We start from the raw sequence: 20,320 nt of genomic DNA, 5'->3' as shown, positions 1-20,320 counted from the left end.
GTTCGCCGGCCCGTCCGGCCGCGGTGGGACCTTCACCGACGGCAGCACGGCCAGCACCGCCAGGCACGCCGCGAAGAAGGCCGCCGCGCCTAGGATCATCAGCGGCAACGGCCGCGCGCCTGTGTTGCCCAGGCTGATGCTCACCGTGAAGATCACGAAGCTCGCGCCCAGCACCATGTTGGCCTTCTGGTCGGCCATCTGGCTCAGCTGGTACTGCGCCTGCATCGTGGTCCGCAGCAGGTGGACGGAATCCGGATGGAAGCCGCCCCGCGGATCTGCAGCACTCATTTGTAACCCCCTCGCGACCGGGCCTTGTGTCAGGCCTTCAGCCGTCCTTCGAACGCGAAACTCGACACCGGATTGCGCTGGCTCGGGACCTCCCGCGACCGGTAGGGCTCGTCCAGGATGGACGCGTCCGTCGGCCGCCCCACGGCCACCGCCGCCTCGACGCAATGCTCCGTCTCCGAGGCGCCCACCGCCTCGTAGGCGCGCTGGACGTCGAACCCCGCCATGCCGTGCGCGGCCCAACCCATCCGGCTGGCCTGCAGCGCCAGATAGCCCCAGGCCGCGCCCGCGTCGAACGAGTGGCTGCGCACCGGCGTGGGCTCGGCGCCCGCCTTCCTCCGCCAGCGGTCGGAGACCACGAACATCAGCACCGAGGCGTGCTTCACCCAGCCCTGGTTGTAGGGGATCAGCACGTCGAACAGCCGGTCCCAGTCGGCCGTCCCCTTGTGCGCATAGACGAACCGCCACGGCTGGCCGTTGAACGCCGAGGGCGCCCAGCCGGCCGCTTCGAACAGCCGGTCCAGCAGCTCCGGCGGCATCGCCTCGCCGGTGAACGCCCGCGGCGACCAGCGCTCGAGGAAGATCGGGTCGACGCCGTGCGCGGCCTGCCGACCGTTGATCGTGGTCTCGGACATCACTTCTTCCCGATGTGCGCGATGGTCGCGATCTCGACCAGGAAGTCCGGCCGCACCAGGCCGCACTGGATGCAGAACCGAGCCGGCTTCTCGCCCGGGAAGAACTCGGCGTAGACCTTGTTCATGGCCGCGTAGTCGGCCCAGTCCTTCAGGAAGATGTGGTTCATGGTCACGTCCTCCATCGCGCCGCCGGCGGTCTCGATGACGGACTTGATGGTCTCCAGCACCTGCCGCGTCTGCGCCGCCGCATCTCCCACGTGGGCCACGTTATTGTCCTTGTCGAAGGCCAGCGTCCCCGAGACATAGACTACGCCGTCGGCCAGAGTCCCCGGCGAGAAGGGCGCGATCGGTGTGCCGGTCCCCGGCGGGGTGATGACGGTCTTGGGCATGTGGTCGTCCTCTCAGGATTCGGGCGGGGCCTGGCCCACCGCCCCGCAGAAGTCGGCCGTGTTCGACACCCAGCCGAAGAACTTCTCGACGTTGTAGGCCGTGGCCTCCTGCAGGAAGGGCGGCCCGGCCTGGTGGGTGGCGTCCTCGATCAGCACGCCGAAGAACTCGCGGTGATAGCCGTCGCGCAGCGTGCTCTCGACGCAGACGTTGGTGGCGATGCCGCAGAAGGCCAGGCTCCGGATCCCGCGGGCCCTGAGCACCGAGTCCAGCGCTGTGTTGTAGAAGGCCGAGTAGCGCGGCTTCTCGATCACGATGTCGCCGGGCTGCGGCTGCAGCCGGTCCACCAGCGCATAGTCCCACGTGCCCTTGGCCAGCAGCTTGCCCTGCAGCTCAGGGTTCTCGCGCATCGTCTTGAGCGCGTTCGATTTCCACCAGTTGGGCGATCCCGGCCCGCCAGCCTCGACGTACTCCGGGTCCCAGCCGTTGCGGAAGAACACGACGGTCACGCCCGATCGGCGCGCGGTCTCCACCAGCACCGCGATCTTCTCGATCACGCCCGCGGCGCCGCCGATGTCGAACCCCGCCAGGTCCAGGTAGCCGCCGGGCGAGGCATAAGCGTTCTGCATGTCGACCACGAGCAGCGCCGTGGCCTTCGGGTCGATCGGCAGGTTCTCCGGCCGCGCCGGCAACGTCACGGCGCCGGGGATCGGGACTGTGGCTCTAGGCGGGGGCGTGGACATGCGCCCGACTCTTCATCTTCGGCTGGATCTTCGCGCCGAAGTCCTCGACCCCCCGCACGAAGTCGTCGAACGTCAGCAGGACCCCGGCCGTGCCCGGCACGGCGGCCACCTCGTCCAGCATCCGCGCCACGCTCTCGAAGCTGCCCACCAGCGTGCCCATGTTCAGGTTCACCGCCGACTCAGGCGCGGCGAGCTGGGTGGTGTTGGTGTTGGACGTGCCGCCCTGGGCGTTGGGCGCCGCCTGATTGGTGAGCCACGCCAATGCACCCTGGTCGGCGCCGTCGCGGTAGAGCTGCCACTTCGCCATGGCCTTCTCGTCGGTCTCGTCGGCGATGATCATGAAGAGGATGTAGCTGGCCACGTCGCGCCCGGTCCTGGCCTTCGCCGCCTCCAGCCGCTGGTTCACCGATGCGAAGGCCGTGGGCGTGTTCGTCCCCTTGCCCAGCGCGAACGAGTAGTCCGCGTACTGCGCCGTGAACGCCAGGCCCTCGTCGGAGGATCCGGCGCAGATGATCTTCACCCCCGGCGTCGGCTTGGGGCTCACCCGGCAGTCGTGCATCTCCAGGTACTGGCCTTTGAAGTCGGAGACGCCGGTCTCCATCAGCTCCTTCAGCACCGTCGCGTACTCGGCGAGGTAGTTGTAGCGGTCCCTGTAGTGGCTCTCTCCGGGCCACAGGCCCATCTGGTCGTACTCGGCCTTCTGCCAACCGGTGATCAGGTTGATTCCGAACCGCCCGGGCGCGATCGAGTCGATGGTGGACGCCATCCGCGCCACGATCGGCGCGGGCATGGTCAGGGTCGCGGCGGTCGCGAAGATCTTGATCCTGCTGGTCACCGCCGCGAGCCCCGCCATCAGGGTGAAGCTCTCGAGGTTGTGCTCCCAGAACTGCGTCTTCCCGCCGAACCCCCGCAGCTTGATCATCGAGAGCGCGAAGTCGAAGCCGTACCGCTCGGCCTTCTGCGTGACGGTCTTGTTCAGCTCGAAGCTCGGCATGTACTGCGGCGAGGTCTCCGAGATGAGCCAGCCGTTGTTGCCGATCGGGATGAAGACGCCGATGTCCATGGAAGCCCCCTACTGCGGCCGTCCAGTTGGCCCCGCTGCGCTGGCCGACGCAAGCCTGCCTTAGCGCAGGTCCTGCACGTCGGCCGGCGGCGGTTCCGGTATGTCCTCGTAGGGGCGCAGGCCGCCCGCCAGCAGGCACTCCCACACCTGTTCGGGCGTCTCCGCAAACCGGAACAGGTCCAGGTCGCCCGGGGCGATCATCCCGTGCTCGATCAGCGCGTCGAAGTTGACGATCGAGCGCCAGTAGCCCGCGTCGAAGAGCACTATGGGCATCGGCGGCGACTTCTCGCTCTGGCGCAGGGTCAGGATCTCGAACAGCTCGTCCAACGTCCCGAAGCCGCCGGGGAACACCACCAGCGCGCTCGCCCGCATGGCCAGGTGCATCTTGCGCATCGCGAAGTAGTGGAAGCGAAACGTGAGCTCCGGCGTCGAATAGGCGTTGGGGTACTGCTCGTGCGGCAGGGTGATATTGAGCCCGATCGACGGCGCGCCCACGTCCGTGGCGCCGCGGTTGGCGGCTTCCATGATGCCCGGCCCGCCGCCGGTGCAGATGACGTTGTAGCGCTCGCCCTTGGCCGAGAGGTGCGCCCCGCCGCGCTTGGACGCGAGGGCGGCGAACTCGCGGGCGGCGGCGTACCAGCGCGGATGCGGCTCGGGCCCGTCCTCGCGGATCCGCGCCGAGCCGAACACCACGATGGTGGAGCGGACGCTCCAGTTGCGCAGCGCCTCGTCGACCTTGGCGAACTCCAATAGGAAACGGACCCCTCGCATCGAGGGGCCCATGATGAAGTCCTGGTCCATCGAGGCCAGGCGGTAGGTCGGCGACGCGGTCTGTGGCGCGCTCGGATGGAGATGGATATCGCTCATTCGGCCCTTTTAGGCCGGTTGCGCACTCCGCGTCAGCGCTCCCAGCGCGCCGGCGGCCTCCAGCATTGGTGCCACCCGCGCCTTCGCCTCGGCCGGCAGGTTGGCGTAGGCGCGGCGCAGGCTCTCCAGGCACTTCGCCTGGTACTTGAACGTCCCCTGCGAGTAGGGCCGTCCCAACAGCTCGACCGTGAAGCTCTCCTCCCCTGCCCGAAGCGCCGCCTCGTTGGCCTCGAGGAACGGCAGGTAGACTTCGCCGGCGAGGGCCAGCAGTCGCTCGACGGCCGCCGCGAGCGGCTCGTCGGCCTGGCGCCAGGCGCCGTCGACACCCGAGGCGTCGTCCAGGTGCATCAGCCAGCGGTAGGTGAAGGGGGCGATCTCGCGCATCAGGTCGCTGGGCGTCGGGTCGTTGGCCAACTGCGAGAACTGACCATACCAGCCGAACTCGGCCAGCGACGGTCGCGAGCCGAACAGGAACGGCCGCTCCAGCACGTGGGCCTCGAAGATCGCGCACAGCCGGCGCATGGTCTCCTCGATGACCGGCGCGTTCTCCTTGGTGCAGCCCACGATCGGCATCCGCCCCACCTGCCGCTCGCGGAAGAAGTCGGCGAATTTCTTCACGCCGTCGTAGCCGCCGCTCGCGCCGCGGTCATAGGCCAGCCACTCGCTCATCCGCACCTGGTCGCGCTCGGCGTCCCAGCGGTAGTGGAACATCAGCTTGGTGCCCCACTCGTCGGCCATGTCCTCGATCAGGTAGGCCAGGAAGGCGTCGCCCGCGTCGGGCGGCACGATCCCGCGGTCGTCCGGGTGGCGCGCCTCCAGTTCGTAGATCATCGGCGTGGAGTCGTTGTGGTAGCTGCCGTCCGGGTACTGGATCACCGGGATCACCGCCGGCCGCACCTGAGCCCGCTCGGCGTCGTTGGCCGGCGTCACCTGGATCCAGACATAGGGCAGGCGCCGATAGCGCAGGATCGCCCGCATCTTCATCGAGTACGGCGAGCCCAGGCCGCCGAGGATCCGATAGTGCGCGGGCATCCGTGAGCTCCTTCTAAAACGCGCCGCTGATCACCTTCGACAGGGCCGCGACGACGGGCGGGATCAGGGCGGGCGAGACGCAGCGCAGGTCGTCGCTGCGGGTGTGGTGGAAGCGGTGGCTGCCGAAGATCCCCATCGCCGGGTCGTAGCCCGCGTGCAGGATGCTGCCGAGCTCGCCGGCCGCCTGGGCGGGGTTGACTGGATAGGGCTTCTCCAGCCCCGGCTGCCCGGCGAAGGCCGCCGCCAGCGCCGGCACGTGCTTTGGCGCGGCCAGCAGGAACCGCTGCGGATCGGCGCTGGGCAGCGGCGCGAGCAGCGGGCCGCGCTCGTGCCAATCGCGGGCGGCGACATTGGCCCCCAGGTGGACCCATAGCGCGGTCTCGTCCGGCTTCGGCGCGACCTTGGCGATGTAGAGTTCGCCGCCCTGGTATTCGTATTCGTGCCCGCTGGTGGCCACGAGGGCGACGTTGACCGGCAGGTTGGCCTTCGCCGCCCAGCCCGCCAGCATCAGCCAGACGGCCAGGCCCGTGCCCCGCTCGCCCGCACAGCCGAACCAGCCGGACCGCGGCGTCGACAGCACCAGCCATTTGCCGCTCGGCCGTCGGGTCAGCGTAGCGGTCACGTTGTAGGCCGGCCGCCGGAACGACCGCCCGGGCATGCTCAGCGTCGCAGCCTCTCCGCTGGCCGAGGCGGAGACGAACGGCGCGGCCTCCTTCGGCGCGAGCACCGCCACGGGTCGGTCGAACAGCTTGCGGTCGGAAGGCGCGTTCAGGGCGCAGGCCTCGCCGGTCGGTCCCGTGGTGACCAACACCACCGCATCGCCACGCGCCGCGCGGACCCGTCGCTCGACCTCGCCCAGCGCCGTCGACCAGCGCGCGTACGGCAGGACCAACAGCGCGATGCCCCCGTCCCGGTCGCCGCCGTGCAAGGGGCCGGTGATCCCGCCCGCCAGCGTGGGGGTGACGATAGCCTGTGGGATGAGCCCGGCCATCGCCTGGCCCGTCGCCAGCGTGGCCTCACCCTCGAAGGCCGGCGCGTCGAACGGCTGGCGAACGACCGCATAGCCCAGCCCCGTCAGCTCCCCCTCCAACCACGCCCCGCTGGCCTCGTCGCCGGGGCCGCCCGAGGCCTTGTCGCCGAAGCTGTGATAGCGCTCGAGGATGCCCTTCGCTTCGGCCTCGCCCGCCGGCCCTGCGGCGACGGCCGGTCCGGCCGCGAGCAGCGCGCTCGCGCCGAGCACGGCGCGACGGGAAGCCGAAAGCTTGTCCATGCGCGGACGCTAGCGCAGCCCGTCGACCGGCGCGATGGGGGTTGGCGGCCCGCAGCGCACGGCCTTCACGTATGCGTCACCTGCCGCGTCGAGCCTCATCGGCGTCGCGCACAACTCGGCCAGGGCCGCCGCGTCGCCCTTCAGATAGGCCCGCCAGAACCGGATCGTCTCAGCCTTCACGATCTCCATCTGCTGCGGATCGATGGACTTGAGTTGGCCTGTGGCGACGCGCCGGCCGCCGAACAGCGCATGGTCGGCGCCGTCCAGCACGATCAGGTACTGGTCCGCGCCGGAGATCGCCTGGTAGGGCGTCGTCCGCTCGAAGGGTGTCCGCTCCAGGTCGAAGGGCGTCGCGTCCTCGGTGCCGGTGAAGTGCAGCATCGGCGTCCTGATCCGCGCGAACGCGGCCTTCGGGTCGTCGCCGCGCGGCTTGTTCGGGCTGTAGGCGATGGCCGCCTTGATCCGCGGCTCCTGGAAGCGCGTCTCGGCCGGCGCCGACGCCAGCCGCTGACCCACCGCCGTCAGCGTCGAGAGCGCGCCGAACGAGTGCCCCGACATGCCGACGCGGTCGAAGTCGGCCTTGCCCTTCAGCGCCGGCTCCTTGGCCAGCTGGTCCAGCGCGAACGGCAGGTCGCCGTAGCGCGCCTGCGCCGCCTCCGCCGTCATGGCCGTGCGGCCCGCCGCCTCGATCCCGCCGCCGCGGGCCAGGATGCCGCTGTCCGAGCCCGCGTGCTGCAGCGTCACCACGATGAACCCGGCGTCCGCCACCGCCTGCAGGATGTAGCTGGAGGCCTCGCGGTTCCCGCCCAGGCCGTGGCTGTGCACGACCACCGGGAACGGTCCGTCGCCTCTCGGCAGGTAGAGCTTGTAGGGCACGATCCGCCCGGACCGCGCGGCATCGGGCCATTGGCCATAGCGGATCTCGGCCCCTCCCGTGGCCGCCGCCGGCCCGGCGGGCTGCGCCGAGACAGCGGCGGGCGTCGCCGCCGGGAAGATGGCGACGAGCGCGGCGAGGACCAGGCTGGGCTTCATGTGTGCTCTACCAGGCATATCGGAGCTGGACGCCCCAGGTGCGGGGCAGGTTGTAGCGCCGCACGTCGCCGGTCGCCGACGGCGCGTGGAAGACGAGGTAGTTCTCCTGGCCTGCGTTGTTCACGAAGCCGGTCAAGTCCCACTGCTGCCACGTGACGCCGGCGCGCACGTTGAACAGCACATAATCGTGCAGCAGCGTGGTCTGATTGGCCTCCTGGACGCCGCCCTGGCGGGCGTTCCCGTTGAGGTTCACATAACCGCTGACGTCCTCGACGATGTCGCGGCGATAGGTGACGCTGAAGGTCTGGGTCCACTTGGGCTGCTGTGGCTGGCGGTAGCCATCGTAGACGCCGCTGGTGACGTGGCCGCCCTGGCGCGAGCCGCCCAGGGTGACCCGCAGGTTGCCGCCGGCGACCTCCGCGCGCGCCGTCGCCTCGACCTCGATCCCCCAGAGCCTGGCCGGACCCGCGTTGAAGGCGAACGACGTCGCCTGAACCGGACAGGCCGGATTGTTCGCGCGGCACCCGTTGTCGCCCTGGATGACGAGGTTCTTGTACTTGTTCGAGTACGCCGCCGCGGTCACGTAGACGTCGCGCGTCAGGTTGCCCTTGAATCCGACCTCGTAGGCGGTGACCGTCTCGTTGTCGAAAGCGGGCGGTATCGGGATGGGCTGGCGCGGATCCCCAAGGTTGCCGTTGAAGCCCCCGGCGCGATAGGCCGAGCCTACCTTGGCAAAGAGCAGGATGAGCGGCGTCGGCTTGTAGGCGACCGTGGCCGTGTACGAGACGTTGCTTTCGGTGCTGGACGCCGTGGGGTTCAGGTTCGGGTTCGTGACGGGGATGTCGCTCAGATAGAGGAACTGGCGCGCCAGGAAGTCCTTGTTGTCGTGGGTGTAGCGCAGGTCGCCCGACAGGTTCAGGCGGTCGGTCAGGTCGTAGCCCAGCGAGCCGTAAACCGCGTACGAGGAGAAGCGGAGCTTGCCGCGGGTGATGGTGCCGAAGTTCGGGCTGGCGGGTGTCGGCGACTTGCCCAGGATGTTGGAGGTCGTGTCGTTGAGCAGGTACCACTCGCCGCCGACCAGCCAATCGAACCCGTTCCGCTCGCCCAGGAGGTGGGCGCCGTAGTAGCTGAGCCGGGCGTGGTCGATCTGGTCGCCGCCCAGGTTGTAGTCGGCGTTGCGGATCGCGGTCAGGCCGGAAGCCGACACTCGGCCCGGCATGGCGGACAGAGCGGTGAAGAATTCGCGCGAGAACGCGTCGCGGTCGTACTGGTTCTGGCCCCGCCGGTCACGAAGGTTCACGATCGTCGACAGCGTCGCCCATTCGAGATCTGTCGTGGTGGTGAGTTCCAGGTTGCTGAGACGCTGCTTGCCTTGCGAGGGCGAGTTCCAGGGCGTGTCGTACTTGTCGCTGAAATAGCCCTGTGGGAAGTTGGCGTTCGCGAAGGTGACGACCTGATAGACCAGCCCCGGAACCCGCTCGTTCGCCCGCTCCAGCATCAGGTTCGCCGTGAACGGGCCGTTCTTGTAGCCGAGCTGGGCGCGGAAGAACTCGCGTTCGGTGGCGTCCGCGTACTCGTCGATGACATACAGGTGGTAGAAGCCCTTCGGCTTCTTGCCGTAGTCGACGCTGAAGCGCGTCGAGAAGTGCTCGTTGATGGGAACGTTGAGCACCGCCTCGACCTCGCGCCGCTCGTGCATGCCGATCGAGCCCAGCACGTAGCCTTCGAACTTGTCGGTCGGCCGCGCGGTGATGACGTTGATCGACCCGCCGGAGGCGTTGCGTCCCCCGAGGCCGCCCTGCACGCCGCGCAGGACCTCGATGCGCTGCACGTCGAACAGGTCGATGCCGCTGAATGTGCGCCCGGCGACGTTGCCGCCGCCGATGAAGGCGCCGTTGCGGAACAGGCCGACGCCGGCCTCGGCGTTCGTCGCGCGCGACGTCCCCGAACCCCGGATCGAGACGTCGGACGTGAGCGCATTGGAGGTGTTGGCGAAGTTCACGCCGGGCGAGTTGCTGAGAAGCGCCTGGGCATTCGCGAGGCCGCCCTGGTCCCGGATGTCCTCGGCGCTGAGCGCCGTGGCGGCGACCGGCACGTCGCGCAGCCGCTCCTCGCGCTTGCGCGCCGTGACCAGCAGTTCCTCGATCTCGGTCTGCGCACACGCCGGCGCAGCCATTGCGCACGCGATCGCAGCAATCGAGGCGGTCTTCAGGGCCTGCAACTTGGTCATCTCTTCCCCCTCGCTCGCGCGCCCTTGCAACGGGCTGTTACTGCGCGGTGACAGCGATTGCGACGCTATCGAACGGGGTTCGGCATTTCCAATGCCCGCAAGGCTTGGAGCCATAGCGCGCTGTCCGCTTGACGCGCGGGAGATGCGGGCCGGAATGTCGGCGCATGACCGCCATCGACCGCCGCCGCTGGCTTGCAGGCGCCGGCGCCCTGCTGTTCGCGCCGGCCGTACAGGCCGCGGAGGGCCGCGTGTACGACTACCTGTTCCTCGACCTCGACGCCCCGCCGGGCACGCCGCCCACCCGGGGCTTCGCCGAGCAAGTCCGCGCCGCCGGCCTCGACAAGGCGGGCGGCGCGCCGCTCGGACTCTTCAGCTCCCAACTCGGCTGGCATGCGCGCGAGGCGGCGCTGCTGGTCGGGTGGACGCCCGACGCCGAAGGCCGCGACGCGGCGATGGCGGCGCTCGCCGAGGCGCCCGGCGTGAAGTCGGCCGAACGCCACCGCCTCCAGGCCACCGCGCGGCCGACCGCCACCGACCGGCCCAAGCCCGGCGGCATCTACGTCCACCGCTGGTTCGTCATCGCCACGTCGGCATTGCCCGAGTTCATCGAGCTCTCGACCACCGGCTGGCGCGATTTCGAGGCCCGCTTCGACACAAACATCTTTGGCCTGTTCACGGCCGAGCCGACCGCGGCCGACAGGACCGCCGGCCAGACGCGGCTCCTGCTGCTGACCCGCTACAAGGATCACGGCGTCTGGGAGGAGTCGCGCAACCCGACCACCGATGCAATGGCCGCTTTCCGGCGCCGCCAGCTCATCACCCGCGACACCTGGAACGCCAGCTCGCTGCTGGTCCCCCTCTAGGGCGCGAAGCTCGACCGCCCCTGGATCCCCCAGCGGCCGTCCACGCGCGTGACGATGTAGATCGAGTCGAATCCGCCGATCACGCTGCCGTCCTTGCGGTAGCGGTTGAAGCGCGTGTCGATATGCACCTTGTCGGCGCCGGCGTGGATCACGTCGCGCCGCGCCCAGGCCGAGTGGTCCCACTCCGCCAGCGCCCCGCGCGTGAACATCTCCGGCTTGTGGAAGCCCGGGTTGATGACCGTCACCTTGCTGGAGGCGAAGCGCACGTGCGGGAAGTTGAACGTCGCCTCGTAGGCGGGGATGTCGCGGGCGTTGAAGGCCTTCATGAAGGCGTCCAGCCGCTCCTGCGCCGCGGCGATCTCGGCCGCGAACTTCGCGTGCTCGGGCTTCACCGGCGGCGCCTTCACCGGCTGGCCCATGGCGTCCGACGCCGCGGCCATGACGATCCCGGCCCCGATCAGGGCTTCCCTGCGGCTCACCATCCTGCTCTCTCCAAGCGTCTCAGGGCTCAGCGCCCTCGGTGTCGAACGGCCACTCCTGCTCGGGCGAATCCAGGTCCAGCAGCTCGGCGGCGTTGTGGCGCCAGGCGCGGATCATCTGGCCGCACCAGCGGATGAACAGCTCGTCCTTCGCCGGATCGCCCTTCTCGACCCAGTAGGCGAGCGCGTCGTTGCAGAACGAGATCATCGGCTCCAGCGACAGCTCCAGCAGCGCCGGTCGGCCTTCCTTCGGCGGCACCGAGTTTGGATGCCAGAGCAGCGAGCGCAGCCGCAGGCCCGTCCGCCGCCGCAGCGCCTCGTGGCTCGCCTGGTAGGCCGGGTTCTGATCGCCATGCCGGACCAGCAGGATGAAGCCGTCCTCGAACGAGCGCGCCGCCGCCAGGGCCCGGCGCATGCCGCCGCCGTAGCCGGTCCAAGGTTTCGCGTCCTGCAGCTTCAGCCGCCGCACGCTCTCGGCGAAGATCGCCAGGATCAGCGAGTCCTTCGAGGCGAAGCGGCGATAGAGCACCACCTTCGTCACGCCCGCCGCCGCGGCCACCTGCTCCATCGTGGCCCGCGCCAGCCCGTGCTGGCGGAACACCGCAGCCGCCACCCGCATGAAGTGCTCACGCCGCTCGGCCTCGCGCTCAGTAACCGGCGGGGCGGGATCGTTCGCGACGGACAACGGCTTGGGCAGGGTCGAACTCCAGGTGCCTATTCAGCCTCGCACAACCCCGCCCGACCCGCCACGCCATCGCCGGATAGCCGGCGGCTATGTTGGCTTGCCCGCGGCGACGACTAAGCTGGGACATGTCCGCCGCCTTGCTCGCGAGCCTCCTCATGGCCTCCGCCCCGTCAGCGACCTGCCAGCCGGTCGGCGAGGGCCGAACGATCGAGACCGCGCCCGGCGTCGTCATGCACGTGCGCACCGTGGGCCAGGGCCGACCGGTGCTCTACATCCCCTCGCTGGGTCGCAAGGTCGGCGATTTCGACGACCTGGCCGCCCGCATGGCCCGGCGCGGCCACATGGCGATCCTGCCCGAGCCCCGCGGCGCCGGCGGCTCGAGCGGTCCGGCGGCTGCGAACCTGTTCGAGCTCGCGAAGGACTACGCGGTGATCCTTTCGGCGCTTTGCTCGGGGCCCGTCGACGTCGTCGGCCACGCGTTTGGTAATCGCGTCAGCCGCGCCCTGGCGACCTCCGCTCCGGACAGGGTCGCCACCGTCGCCCTGCTGGCCGGCGGCGGCGAGGTCCAACCCACCGAGGAGGTCCGCACCGCCCTGAACGGCTCCGCCGCCGTGGGCGAGAAGCCCGACGCCGAGCGACTGAAGGACCTCCAGCTCGCCTTCTTCGCCAAGGGCAACGATCCATCGGTCTGGCTCCGCGGCTGGGTCCCGGCCATGGCCCGCACGCAGGGCGCCGCCAACCGCGCCACGCCGCCACGGGACTGGTGGACCGCCGGCCACGCACCGGTCCTGCTGGTCCAGGCCGAGGAGGATCCGATCGCCCCGCCCGGCAACGGCGCCGTCCTGAAACGCGACATTGGCGAGCGGCTGAGCCTGGTCAGCCTGCCCCACGCCAGCCACGCCATCCTGCCCGAACAGCCCGAAGCGGTCGCCGCGGTCCTCTCCGCCTGGTTCGCCGGCGAACGAGCCGAGCCGACGCTGCAGGCCGCGATCGACGAACGGGTGCGGACGCCGCGCTAGGGATATAATTTCACCAGCTCGCCCTCCACGCGGCGGACCGACTGGCGCATGCTGGTCCACTGCGGGGGAACGTTGCCCTTGTCCCAGGCCTCGATCTTCGCCTGCAGCCGCGCGACCACCTCGGGCCGGGCGTTGGCGAGATTGGTCCGCTCGCCGGGATCGGCCTTCAGGTCGTAGAGCATCACGAACCGCCCCAGCGGCGAGAGCGTGGCCTGCACGCCGTCCGGCGTGACCCGCGCGGCGTTGCTCGCCGCTTCCGACGGGTCGGCGCGGTTGACCATCCACAGCTTCCAGTCGCCGTCGCGGATCGCGTAGTTCAGGCCGGAGCGCCAGTAGAGCGTCGGGTTGGGCGTGTCCTTCTTCGCGCCGGTCACGTAGGGCGTCAGGTCCACCCCGTCCGAGCCCTTCGGCAGCTTCGCGCCGGCCAGCGCCGCGGCCGTGGGTGCGATGTCGAGGCTCGAGACCACCCGGGGATCCACCTGCCCCGGCTTGATGTGGCCGGGCCAGGCCATGACGAACGGCACGCGCACGCCGCCCTCCATGTGCATGCCCTTGTACCCGTTCAGCGGCGCGTTCGTGCAGGCGTCGCCGACGTAGCCCGCGCAGCCGTTATCCGAGAGGAAGACGATGACGGTGTCCTTCTCGATCCCCTCGGCCTTCAGCTTCGCGCGCACGGCGCCGACGCTGTCGTCCAGCGACGAGACCATGGCGGCATAGACCCGCTGGCCCTTGTTCTCGATGTGCCGGTAGCGGTCGATGTACTTGGCCGGCGCCTGCAGCGGCGTGTGCGGCGTGGTGTGGGCGAGGTACAGGAAGAACGGCCGGTCCTTGTTGGCCCCGATGAAGCGCACCGCCTCCTCCGTGAAGGCGTCGGTCAGGTAGTCCTTCACCTCCACGGGCTCGCGGCCGCGCTTGATGGGCGCGCGGGCCCGCAGGCGCACCATCTGTTCGGCCTCACTCCCTTCGCCCAGGCCGGCGCCGCCCTCGGCCGTGCCGTAGGTCGCCTCGGCCCCCGGCGGCGTGTGGAATTCGTCGCCCGGCCTGGTCTCGACGATGAAGGCGTTGGCGCCCGCGGTGGTGCCGAAGTACTCGTCGAAGCCGCGCGCCACGGGGTGGTAGCCGCCGGACTCGCCCAGGTGCCACTTTCCGATCATGCCGGTGTGGTAGCCCGCCTGCTGCATCGCCTGGCCGATGAACGTCTCGTCGAGCGACACGCCGCCCGTCCGGTCGCGGCCCACCGGGTTGAACTCGTAGCCGAAGCGGGTCTGGTAGCGGCCGGTGAGCAGCGCCGCCCGCGACGGGGCGCAGACCGGATGGCTCACATAGCCCTGGGTGAACCGCACGCCGTCCGCCGCCAGGGCGTCGATGTTGGGCGTCTTCACGTGTCTGCTGCCGTAGGCGCCGGTGTCCCCATAGCCCAGGTCGTCGGCCAGGATCACGATCATGTTCGGCTTGCGCGCCGGCGCCGCGTAAGCGGGCGCGGCTGCCAGCGCGAGGCCCAGGGCGGCGGTGGCGACGAGGGTCTTGCGCATCCTGTGGACTCCAGTTCGGCCGGAACGCTAGCCGGATCGGCGCCGGCGATCTGCACAATTGGGCGTCGCGATGTTATAGCCCGCGGGCATGGAGCTCCGGCACCTCGAACAGATCCTCGAAATCTGCCGCGCCGGCGGTTTCTCGGGCGCGGCGCGGAAGCTCTCGATCTCGCAGCCGACGCTGTCGAAGAGCATCGCCCGCCTCGAAGCCCAGCTCTCGCTGAAGCTGTTCGAGCGCAACGGCGGCGCGGCGCGACCCACCGCCTACGGCGCCTTCGTGGCCCAGCGCGCCGAGGCGCTGCTGCAGGGCGTCGCCGCCCTCTCCCGCGACCTGGAACAACTCGCCCGCGGCGAGGAGGGCCGGATTCGCATCGCCGTCGGCCCGGGCTCGCGCCTGAAGCCCCTGCCCGAGCTCCTGCGGCGCGTCGCCGTGCGCTTCCCCAAGCTGCACGTTGAGACGATCCAGGAAACCGGCCCCGGCGTCATGACCGCCCTGCACGACGGCCGCGTCGACATGGCCTTCGGCTACTCCGAGCACGCCGCCCGCTACGGCGAGCTGATCCGCAAGAAGCTTTTCGAGGACGCCATCATCCTAGTCGCCCGCCCGGGCCACCCGGCGCTGGCGCTCGCGGACGCCGGGCCGCGCGAGCTGCTCGTCTACCCCTTCGCCCTGCCCAACGTGCTGCCCGGCATCGAACGCTGGGCCGGCGAGATGACCCGCGACGAGGCCGAGAACCTGCGGTCCTTCGTCAGCGACGACTACGCCCTCATCGTCCAGCGCACGCTCGACACCGACACCATCGCCATGGGCGCCTCCTTCCTCTTCGAGGAGCAGCTCAGGCAAGGCCGCCTGGTGGCGATCTCGTCCACCCTCGACGTGCCCTACGCTTGCTGGATGCTGACGACGGCGGAGCGCTGGCGCTCACCGCTGATCAAGGCCATGGCCGAGCTCTCCAAGGCCGCTGTCACCGAAAAGCCGCTCAGCGCCGCCGCCTGATAGCTGCCAGCTATGGTCGCCGGCGCCCGGATCCCAGGCGCCACGCCACGCGAGCGCACGAACACCGCGGGTTGAATTGAAGCTGTCACGGATCGGCGCGATGGGTGCGGCTTCCACCCCTTGAGAGGAGCCCCCAATGCCCACGATCGCTGTGAAGCCCGGCGTCGAAATCTTCTACAAGGACTGGGGCTCCGGACAGCCCATCGTCTTCAGCCACGGCTGGCCGCTGTCGTCCGACGACTGGGACGCGCAGATGATGTTCTTCGCCGACAACGGCTACCGCGTCGTCGCCCACGACCGCCGCGGCCACGGCCGCTCGACCCAGACTTGGGACGGCAACGAGATGGACACCTATGCCGACGACCTGCGCGCGCTGGTCCTGGCGCTGGACCTGAAGGACGCCGTCCACGTCGGCCACTCCACGGGCGGCGGCGAAGTGGTCCGTTACCTGGCCCGCCACGGGACCGACCGCGCGGCTGCGGCCGCCATCTTGGGCGCCGTGCCGCCGGTGATGGTCAAGAAGGACACCAACCCCGAGGGCCTGCCCATCGAGGTCTTCGACGGCTTCCGCGCAGCGCTCACCGCCGACCGCGCCCAGATGTTCAAGGACGTGCCGTCCGGCCCGTTCTACGGCTTCAACCGTCCAGGCGCGAAAGTCAGCCAGGGCCTGATCGACAAGTGGTGGCTGCAGGGGATGATGGGCGGCGTGAAGGCCCACTACGACTGCATCAAGGCCTTCTCCGAGACCGACTTCACCGAGGACCTGAAGTCCATCACCATCCCGGTGCTGGTGATGCACGGCGACGACGACCAGATCGTGCCGATCGCCGACTCCGCCCTGAAGTCGATCAAGCTCCTGCCGAACGGGACCCTGAAGGTCTATCCCGGCTTCGACCACGGCATGGCCGCGACCCATGCCGACGTGATCAACGCCGACCTGCTGGGGTGGCTGCAGGGCAAGGACATCGGCGCGACCACCGACGCGACCGCCCTCGAACCGGCCTGACCGGCGCCGAAAGATGGCGGCGGTGACATTGCGCCGCCGCCATTGACGTGGAAGCTCTACGTCTCCTTCGGTCGGGGGCGTGAATGCGTTCGAATTCCTGGGTTCTGGCGTGGACGCTGGCGGCCTGTGCGTGGGTGGGCGCCGCCCAGGCCCAGCCGCCGCCCGACGACATCGACCGGCTCTACCGCCGCGAGGAGCCACGCGGACCGCCGCCGCCCCGCGCCCAGCTCTTCCTCAGCCCCGCCGGCCAGCCGTTCCGCGCGCCGCCCGGCCAGCCCTACCCCGTCGCCGCCTGGTTCGCCGCCGCCGACGCCGATCATGACGGCCGGCTGACCCGCGACGAGTTCCGCGCCGAGGCCGACGCCTGGTTCAAGGTCGTGGACGCCGACGGCGACGGCCAGCTCGGCATGATCGAGGCGCGTCGCTGGGAGGAGGAACTTGTCCCCGAGATCAGCCGCGACGCGCTGGGTGGCGGCGGCCCTATGATGATGGGCCGCCGTGGCCCGCCCGGCCGCAATCAGGTCGACCACCGCCGCCAGGGCGCGGCCGCCTACAGCCTGATCAACGAGCCGCATCCCGTGCGCGGGGCCGACAGCGACTTTTCCATGTCGATCAGCACCCGCGAGTGGCGCGCCGCCACCGACCGCCGCTTCGCGATCCTCGATCCCGACGGCGACGGCGCCGTGCTCGCGATGGAGCTGAAGCCGACGCCGGCCCAGGCCGCCCCTAAGCCTGACCGCGAACGCCGTCCGCCCATAGGGCTGAGGAAGCCTTCATCAGGCGGATGACGAACTGGACGCAGCCCACGTCCTCGCCGCTCGCCGGATCGGCGATCACCACATCGTACCAGACGTTCTCCGCCTTCGGGCTCTCGGTCAGCCGCAGCACCTTCGTGCGACCGACATAATCGACGCCGGCTCGCAGCGGCCCGCGGTACTGCCGAACCTCCAGCGAGCCGAACAGGCCCACCGACGGCCCGACCCCGGCCAGCACCTTCGATCGGGCCCCGTGCGCCAGCCGCACCAGGTGCGACGGCGGCAGGACGTGCTCGTCCGCGTAGAGCCGATGCGGCTCGGTGATCCGCTCCAGCGCGTCCTGCAGGTCGGCGACCTCCACCCGCAGCGGTATGTCGAACACCTCGTCGCCGACGGCGTACTCCGCCAGCATCCGCAGCCGCCCTGGCTCGGCGGGGGTCTGCATCGGCAGCCGGCGCGCAAGCTCCGACAGCGAGTCCGGCGCGCTCTGGCTGGCCGTGCCCTCGCAGATCTTCGCGCCCGCCTCGTTGAACATCGAAAGCCGCGCCCGCCCCTCGCCCGGTTGCACAACCGCCCGCACCTTCTCTGCATCCACCGTCGCCTGGGTGAAGTGGAGCGACATGTCCCCGCGCTCGAACCACCGCTCGCCGTACAGCTCCAGCAGCATCGGCACGAACTGGTCCATGTGGACCGAGCCCGGCACCGTGCCGCCCTTGAAGCCCAGCTTCGAGGCCACCGCGTCGTTGTGGATCGACCCCTGGGCCTGCTGGAACGCATTGCGCGGTACGCGGAACTCGCCTGCCAGCTCAGCCACGGCCATGGCGTCCTCCCCTGTCGTCAGACGCATCCTGACTCCGAACCGGACTTTCGAAAAGCGCTACGGCAGCAGTCCCAGCCGCTTGCCCACGATCCGGTCGAGCGTGCGCTTCGGCAGGTGCTCGGACATGAACACCTGGAACATGCTGGGCGAGACCGTGTAGCGGACCTTGGGGCGCGGGGTCGTCAGGGCCTCATGGATCGTTTCGCCGATCCGTTCCGGCGGCAGGCCCGAGCGTCCGAGTTGCAGCATGTAGGCCCGAAGGCGGTCCAGCATCGGGGCGTAGATCGTATTGGCATAGCGGGCGGTGTCGGTCTCGTCGGCCTTGTCCCAGATCGGCGTCGCCACCGCGCCGGGCGCCACCACGATCACGTCCACGCCGAACGGCAGCAGCTCGCGCCGCAGCGCCTCGGACATCCCCTCCAGCCCGAACTTCGAGACGTTGTAAGGGGCCATGAACGGGTTGGCCGTCCTGCCACCCACCGAGGAGATGTTGACGATCCGGCCCGGGTCCCTGACCGCCGGCGACCGCGCGCCCAGCAGCGGCGCGAACGCCTGGGTGGCGATCACCACGCCCGTCAGGTTCACCTCGAGCTGCTTGCGGAACTCCTCGGTCGGCAGGTGCAGCAACGGCCCCGCCACCGCGATGCCCGCGTTGTTGACCAGGCCCGCCAGAGTCGCGTCGCCCAGCGCCGCCTCCACGGTCCGCGCGCCGGCCTGCACGGCGGCCTCGTCGGTGACGTCGAAGATCAGCGGCGTGAAATTCGGCCCCACCTCGGCTGCGACCCGTTCGCCGTCGGCAGCCTTCCGCACGCTGCCGAAGACGTGGAAGCCCCTGGCGGCCAGCACCTTCGCCGCCGCTAGGCCGATCCCGGTCGAGACCCCGGTGACGACGACGGATTTCTGCCCCACGGACACGCCCCTCTCCCTGTTCAGCAAAGCATATGGGGGCGGACAGCGGATGGCCTAGCCGGCCGCCTCCTGCCGCGGCGCGAAACGGGCGACCAGGTCGTAGGCCTCGCCCGGGAAGAACAGCCGCACGTGGGTGATCCGGTCGGCGCCGCGCCAGGTCTGGCGCTCCAGCACGAGGCAGGCGGTCGTCGTCTCGATGCCGAGCGCGCCGGCGATCGCGCGGCTGGGGTTGGCGGCGCTGATCCGATGTTCGGCCTGGGTCCACGGCACGTGCCCCAGCAGCCACCCGCCCGGCGGCGTCTCGCCGAAATCGACGTCCGCGGCCTCCGGCGCAGCGTCCAGGTTGATCAGCCGCTCCTCCAGCGCGAAGGGCCGGCCGCTCGCCCGATGCAAGCAGCGCAGCGCCAGCACCTTCACCGGCGCGTCCAGGCCGAGCTCCGCCATTTCGCTCGACCCCGCCCGGCCCACGCGGCGCGACAACAGCTCGTAGCCGTAGGGCTCGCCGCGCGCCGTCACCTCGGCGGCGATGTCCGGGATGTCCAGCACCACCGAGTGGATGCGCGGCCGCGCCACGAAGGTGCCGGCCTTGCGCCGCCGCACGATCAGGCCCTGTTCGGCCAACGGCGCCAGCGCCTTGTTCACGGTCATCCGCGAGCAGCCGTACGCCGCCATCAGCTCATGCTCGAACGGGATCCGGTGGCCCGGCGGCCAGGCGCCCGAGAGGATGCGCTCCGAGATGTCGGTGCGGATCCGCTTGTTCAGGCTCTCGTCCTGGCGACCGGTCATGCGAGCAGGCGCTCCAAGGTCTGCCGATAGCGCTCCGCGAACCGCGCGCGGTCCACGTGGCGTCCGTCCTCGACCACCCGGCGACCGGCGCGCCAGACGTCCTTCACCGCGCGACCGCCGGCGAACACGAAGGCGTCGAGGATCGCGTCGCCCGAACGGCCGGCGACGTCGATGTTGTCTGTGTCCATCACCATCCAGTCGGCCGAGCCGCCGACGGCGAACCCGGCGGTCTCGACGCCTAGCGCCCGCGCGCCGCCCCCCAGCGCGCCGCGGTAGAGCGTCCCGCCCGTGGACACGCCGGGCCCCGGCGCCAGCACGTTGCGCGCCCGCTCGGTCAGCCGCTGGCCGTATTCCAGGAGCCGCAACTCTTCGGCCGCGTCGATCCGCACATTGGAGTCCGAGCCGACTCCGAACGCGCCGCCTTCGGCGAAGTAGCGCGCGCCCGGGAAGACCCCGTCGCCCAGGTTGGCCTCGGTGATCGGGCAGAGGCCGGCGACGGCGCCGCTGGCGGCCAGCCGCTGGCGCTCGCTCGGCGTCATGTGGGTGGCGTGGACCAGGCACCAGCGCCGGTCGACGCCGAACCGGTCGAGCAGCCATTCCACCGGCCGCGCCCCGCTCCAGGCCGTGCAGTCCTCCACCTCCTTCACCTGCTCGGCGATGTGTATGTGGACCGGGCCGTCCAGGTGGAGCAGCGCCGCCAGTTCGCCCTCGGTCACGGCCCGCAGGCTGTGCGGCGCGACGCCCACCACGGCGTCCGGCATGCCTCGGACCGCTGCGCGCGACGCCTCGAGCAGACGGGCGTAGCCATCGAGGTCGTTGACGAACCGCCGCTGGCCGGCCGTGGGCGGCGCGCCGCCGAAGCCCGAGTGGGCGTAGAACACCGGCAGCAGGGTCAGCCCGATCCCCGTCGCCTCGGCCGCCGCGG

The 20,320-nt window shown here is 70.3% G+C and carries 22 protein-coding genes; 5 read left to right on the top strand and 17 right to left on the bottom strand.

All coding sequences use genetic code 11. The features are described 5' to 3' along the window. The 10 genes from VGD44_RS12275 to VGD44_RS12230 form a co-directional block, all read right to left on the bottom strand. Positions 1 to 288: hypothetical protein (locus VGD44_RS12275; protein WP_331087355.1), on the bottom strand; the 288-nt coding region annotated here is incomplete at its 3' end. A gap of 29 nt (positions 289 to 317) precedes the next feature. Then, complete coding sequence (locus VGD44_RS12270) at positions 318 to 920, bottom strand: nitroreductase family protein (RefSeq protein WP_331087353.1); 603 nt, start codon at positions 918 to 920, stop codon at positions 318 to 320. After that, on the bottom strand, positions 920 to 1,309 hold the full coding sequence (gene rutC / locus VGD44_RS12265) for a pyrimidine utilization protein C (RefSeq protein ID WP_331087351.1): 390 nt from the start codon (positions 1,307 to 1,309) through the stop codon (positions 920 to 922). The genes VGD44_RS12270 and rutC overlap by 1 nt, the downstream gene beginning before the upstream one ends. Before the next feature lie 12 nt (positions 1,310 to 1,321). Then, complete coding sequence (rutB, locus tag VGD44_RS12260) at positions 1,322 to 2,050, bottom strand: pyrimidine utilization protein B (RefSeq protein ID WP_331087349.1); 729 nt, start codon at positions 2,048 to 2,050, stop codon at positions 1,322 to 1,324. Then, positions 2,031 to 3,113: a pyrimidine utilization protein A gene (rutA, locus tag VGD44_RS12255; RefSeq protein ID WP_331087347.1), complete on the bottom strand. Its 1,083-nt coding sequence runs from the start codon at positions 3,111 to 3,113 to the stop codon at positions 2,031 to 2,033. Before rutA ends, rutB begins: the two co-directional genes overlap by 20 nt. Positions 3,114 to 3,173: 60 nt before the next feature. Next, positions 3,174 to 3,980, bottom strand: a complete 807-nt coding sequence (locus tag VGD44_RS12250; RefSeq protein WP_331087345.1) for a TIGR00730 family Rossman fold protein — start codon at positions 3,978 to 3,980, stop codon at positions 3,174 to 3,176. A 9-nt stretch (positions 3,981 to 3,989) separates the two neighbouring features. After that, positions 3,990 to 5,012 (bottom strand): glutathione S-transferase N-terminal domain-containing protein, encoded by a 1,023-nt coding sequence (locus VGD44_RS12245; RefSeq protein ID WP_331087343.1) that lies wholly within the window; start codon positions 5,010 to 5,012, stop codon positions 3,990 to 3,992. A gap of 13 nt (positions 5,013 to 5,025) precedes the next feature. Continuing rightward, entirely contained in the window at positions 5,026 to 6,282 is a 1,257-nt protein-coding gene (locus tag VGD44_RS12240) for a hypothetical protein (protein WP_331087341.1), read from the bottom strand. Positions 6,283 to 6,291: 9 nt separating this feature from the next. After that, positions 6,292 to 7,314: a hypothetical protein gene (locus tag VGD44_RS12235; protein WP_331087339.1), complete on the bottom strand. Its 1,023-nt coding sequence runs from the start codon at positions 7,312 to 7,314 to the stop codon at positions 6,292 to 6,294. A 7-nt stretch (positions 7,315 to 7,321) separates the two neighbouring features. After that, the gene (locus tag VGD44_RS12230; RefSeq protein WP_331087337.1) at positions 7,322 to 9,544 is read right to left on the bottom strand and encodes a TonB-dependent receptor; all 2,223 of its coding nucleotides are present in this window, start codon (positions 9,542 to 9,544) and stop codon (positions 7,322 to 7,324) included. 164 nt (positions 9,545 to 9,708) lie between these two features. Here VGD44_RS12230 and VGD44_RS12225 point away from each other — a divergent pair, with 164 nt between their 5' ends. Then, positions 9,709 to 10,407 (top strand): hypothetical protein, encoded by a 699-nt coding sequence (locus VGD44_RS12225; protein WP_331087335.1) that lies wholly within the window; start codon positions 9,709 to 9,711, stop codon positions 10,405 to 10,407. Here the strand turns inward: VGD44_RS12225 and VGD44_RS12220 are convergent. Continuing rightward, the gene (locus VGD44_RS12220; protein ID WP_331087333.1) at positions 10,404 to 10,886 is read right to left on the bottom strand and encodes a hypothetical protein; all 483 of its coding nucleotides are present in this window, start codon (positions 10,884 to 10,886) and stop codon (positions 10,404 to 10,406) included. The two genes, VGD44_RS12225 and VGD44_RS12220, sit on opposite strands and share 4 nt — an antisense overlap. A gap of 22 nt (positions 10,887 to 10,908) precedes the next feature. Then, the gene (locus tag VGD44_RS12215) at positions 10,909 to 11,571 is read right to left on the bottom strand and encodes a helix-turn-helix domain-containing protein (RefSeq protein WP_331087331.1); all 663 of its coding nucleotides are present in this window, start codon (positions 11,569 to 11,571) and stop codon (positions 10,909 to 10,911) included. A 125-nt stretch (positions 11,572 to 11,696) separates the two neighbouring features. Between VGD44_RS12215 and VGD44_RS12210 the strand changes: the two genes are divergently transcribed. Next, complete coding sequence (locus VGD44_RS12210; RefSeq protein ID WP_331087329.1) at positions 11,697 to 12,590, top strand: alpha/beta hydrolase; 894 nt, start codon at positions 11,697 to 11,699, stop codon at positions 12,588 to 12,590. Here the strand turns inward: VGD44_RS12210 and VGD44_RS12205 are convergent. After that, positions 12,587 to 14,122, bottom strand: coding sequence for a sulfatase-like hydrolase/transferase (locus VGD44_RS12205; protein WP_331087327.1), 1,536 nt, complete (start codon positions 14,120 to 14,122; stop codon positions 12,587 to 12,589). The two genes, VGD44_RS12210 and VGD44_RS12205, sit on opposite strands and share 4 nt — an antisense overlap. 88 nt (positions 14,123 to 14,210) lie before the next feature. On the opposite strand from VGD44_RS12205, the gene VGD44_RS12200 reads away from it, so the two are divergent. The 3 genes from VGD44_RS12200 to VGD44_RS12190 all read left to right on the top strand — a co-directional run bounded on the left by VGD44_RS12200 (position 14,211) and on the right by VGD44_RS12190 (position 16,913). Next, positions 14,211 to 15,119 carry a LysR family transcriptional regulator gene (locus VGD44_RS12200; protein WP_331087325.1) on the top strand — a complete coding sequence of 303 codons (909 nt, stop codon included), beginning with the start codon at positions 14,211 to 14,213 and terminating at the stop codon, positions 15,117 to 15,119. A gap of 136 nt (positions 15,120 to 15,255) precedes the next feature. Beyond that, positions 15,256 to 16,125 (top strand): alpha/beta hydrolase, encoded by an 870-nt coding sequence (locus tag VGD44_RS12195; RefSeq protein ID WP_331087324.1) that lies wholly within the window; start codon positions 15,256 to 15,258, stop codon positions 16,123 to 16,125. Positions 16,126 to 16,208: 83 nt separating this feature from the next. Continuing rightward, complete coding sequence (locus VGD44_RS12190) at positions 16,209 to 16,913, top strand: hypothetical protein (RefSeq protein ID WP_331087322.1); 705 nt, start codon at positions 16,209 to 16,211, stop codon at positions 16,911 to 16,913. On the opposite strand, the gene VGD44_RS12185 is transcribed toward VGD44_RS12190, so the two are convergent. The 4 genes from VGD44_RS12185 to hutF form a co-directional block, all read right to left on the bottom strand. Further along, a complete protein-coding gene (locus VGD44_RS12185; RefSeq protein WP_331087320.1) occupies positions 16,852 to 17,727 on the bottom strand; it encodes a hypothetical protein in 876 nt (291 codons plus the stop codon). The two genes, VGD44_RS12190 and VGD44_RS12185, sit on opposite strands and share 62 nt — an antisense overlap. 30 nt (positions 17,728 to 17,757) lie before the next feature. After that, positions 17,758 to 18,609, bottom strand: coding sequence for an SDR family oxidoreductase (locus VGD44_RS12180; RefSeq protein ID WP_331087357.1), 852 nt, complete (start codon positions 18,607 to 18,609; stop codon positions 17,758 to 17,760). Positions 18,610 to 18,663: 54 nt separating this feature from the next. Next, positions 18,664 to 19,395, bottom strand: coding sequence for a histidine utilization repressor (gene hutC, locus VGD44_RS12175; RefSeq protein ID WP_331087318.1), 732 nt, complete (start codon positions 19,393 to 19,395; stop codon positions 18,664 to 18,666). Next, positions 19,392 to 20,320 (bottom strand): formimidoylglutamate deiminase (gene hutF / locus VGD44_RS12170; protein ID WP_331087316.1); only part of this gene is annotated, 929 nt, incomplete at its 5' end. The genes hutF and hutC, both read right to left, overlap by 4 nt.

The organism is Phenylobacterium sp. (assembly GCF_036402295.1).
In the GTDB taxonomy this organism is placed as follows: Bacteria; Pseudomonadota; Alphaproteobacteria; order Caulobacterales; family Caulobacteraceae; genus Phenylobacterium.
This window is presented reverse-complemented; position numbering and strand designations above follow the sequence as displayed.

Coding starts and splice junctions, on each gene's coding strand:
- VGD44_RS12245 (WP_331087343.1), bottom strand. CDS start 5,012: ATGCCCGCGCACTATCGGATCCTCGGCGGCCTGGGCTCGCCGTACTCG.
- VGD44_RS12230 (WP_331087337.1), bottom strand. CDS start 9,544: ATGACCAAGTTGCAGGCCCTGAAGACCGCCTCGATTGCTGCGATCGCG.
- hutC (WP_331087318.1), bottom strand. CDS start 19,395: ATGACCGGTCGCCAGGACGAGAGCCTGAACAAGCGGATCCGCACCGAC.
- VGD44_RS12240 (WP_331087341.1), bottom strand. CDS start 6,282: ATGGACAAGCTTTCGGCTTCCCGTCGCGCCGTGCTCGGCGCGAGCGCG.
- rutC (WP_331087351.1), bottom strand. CDS start 1,309: ATGCCCAAGACCGTCATCACCCCGCCGGGGACCGGCACACCGATCGCG.
- rutA (WP_331087347.1), bottom strand. CDS start 3,113: ATGGACATCGGCGTCTTCATCCCGATCGGCAACAACGGCTGGCTCATC.
- VGD44_RS12190 (WP_331087322.1), top strand. CDS start 16,209: ATGCGTTCGAATTCCTGGGTTCTGGCGTGGACGCTGGCGGCCTGTGCG.
- VGD44_RS12185 (WP_331087320.1), bottom strand. CDS start 17,727: ATGCGTCTGACGACAGGGGAGGACGCCATGGCCGTGGCTGAGCTGGCA.
- VGD44_RS12200 (WP_331087325.1), top strand. CDS start 14,211: ATGGAGCTCCGGCACCTCGAACAGATCCTCGAAATCTGCCGCGCCGGC.
- VGD44_RS12235 (WP_331087339.1), bottom strand. CDS start 7,314: ATGAAGCCCAGCCTGGTCCTCGCCGCGCTCGTCGCCATCTTCCCGGCG.
- VGD44_RS12270 (WP_331087353.1), bottom strand. CDS start 920: ATGTCCGAGACCACGATCAACGGTCGGCAGGCCGCGCACGGCGTCGAC.
- VGD44_RS12250 (WP_331087345.1), bottom strand. CDS start 3,980: ATGAGCGATATCCATCTCCATCCGAGCGCGCCACAGACCGCGTCGCCG.
- VGD44_RS12225 (WP_331087335.1), top strand. CDS start 9,709: ATGACCGCCATCGACCGCCGCCGCTGGCTTGCAGGCGCCGGCGCCCTG.
- VGD44_RS12210 (WP_331087329.1), top strand. CDS start 11,697: ATGTCCGCCGCCTTGCTCGCGAGCCTCCTCATGGCCTCCGCCCCGTCA.
- VGD44_RS12205 (WP_331087327.1), bottom strand. CDS start 14,122: ATGCGCAAGACCCTCGTCGCCACCGCCGCCCTGGGCCTCGCGCTGGCA.
- rutB (WP_331087349.1), bottom strand. CDS start 2,050: ATGTCCACGCCCCCGCCTAGAGCCACAGTCCCGATCCCCGGCGCCGTG.
- VGD44_RS12195 (WP_331087324.1), top strand. CDS start 15,256: ATGCCCACGATCGCTGTGAAGCCCGGCGTCGAAATCTTCTACAAGGAC.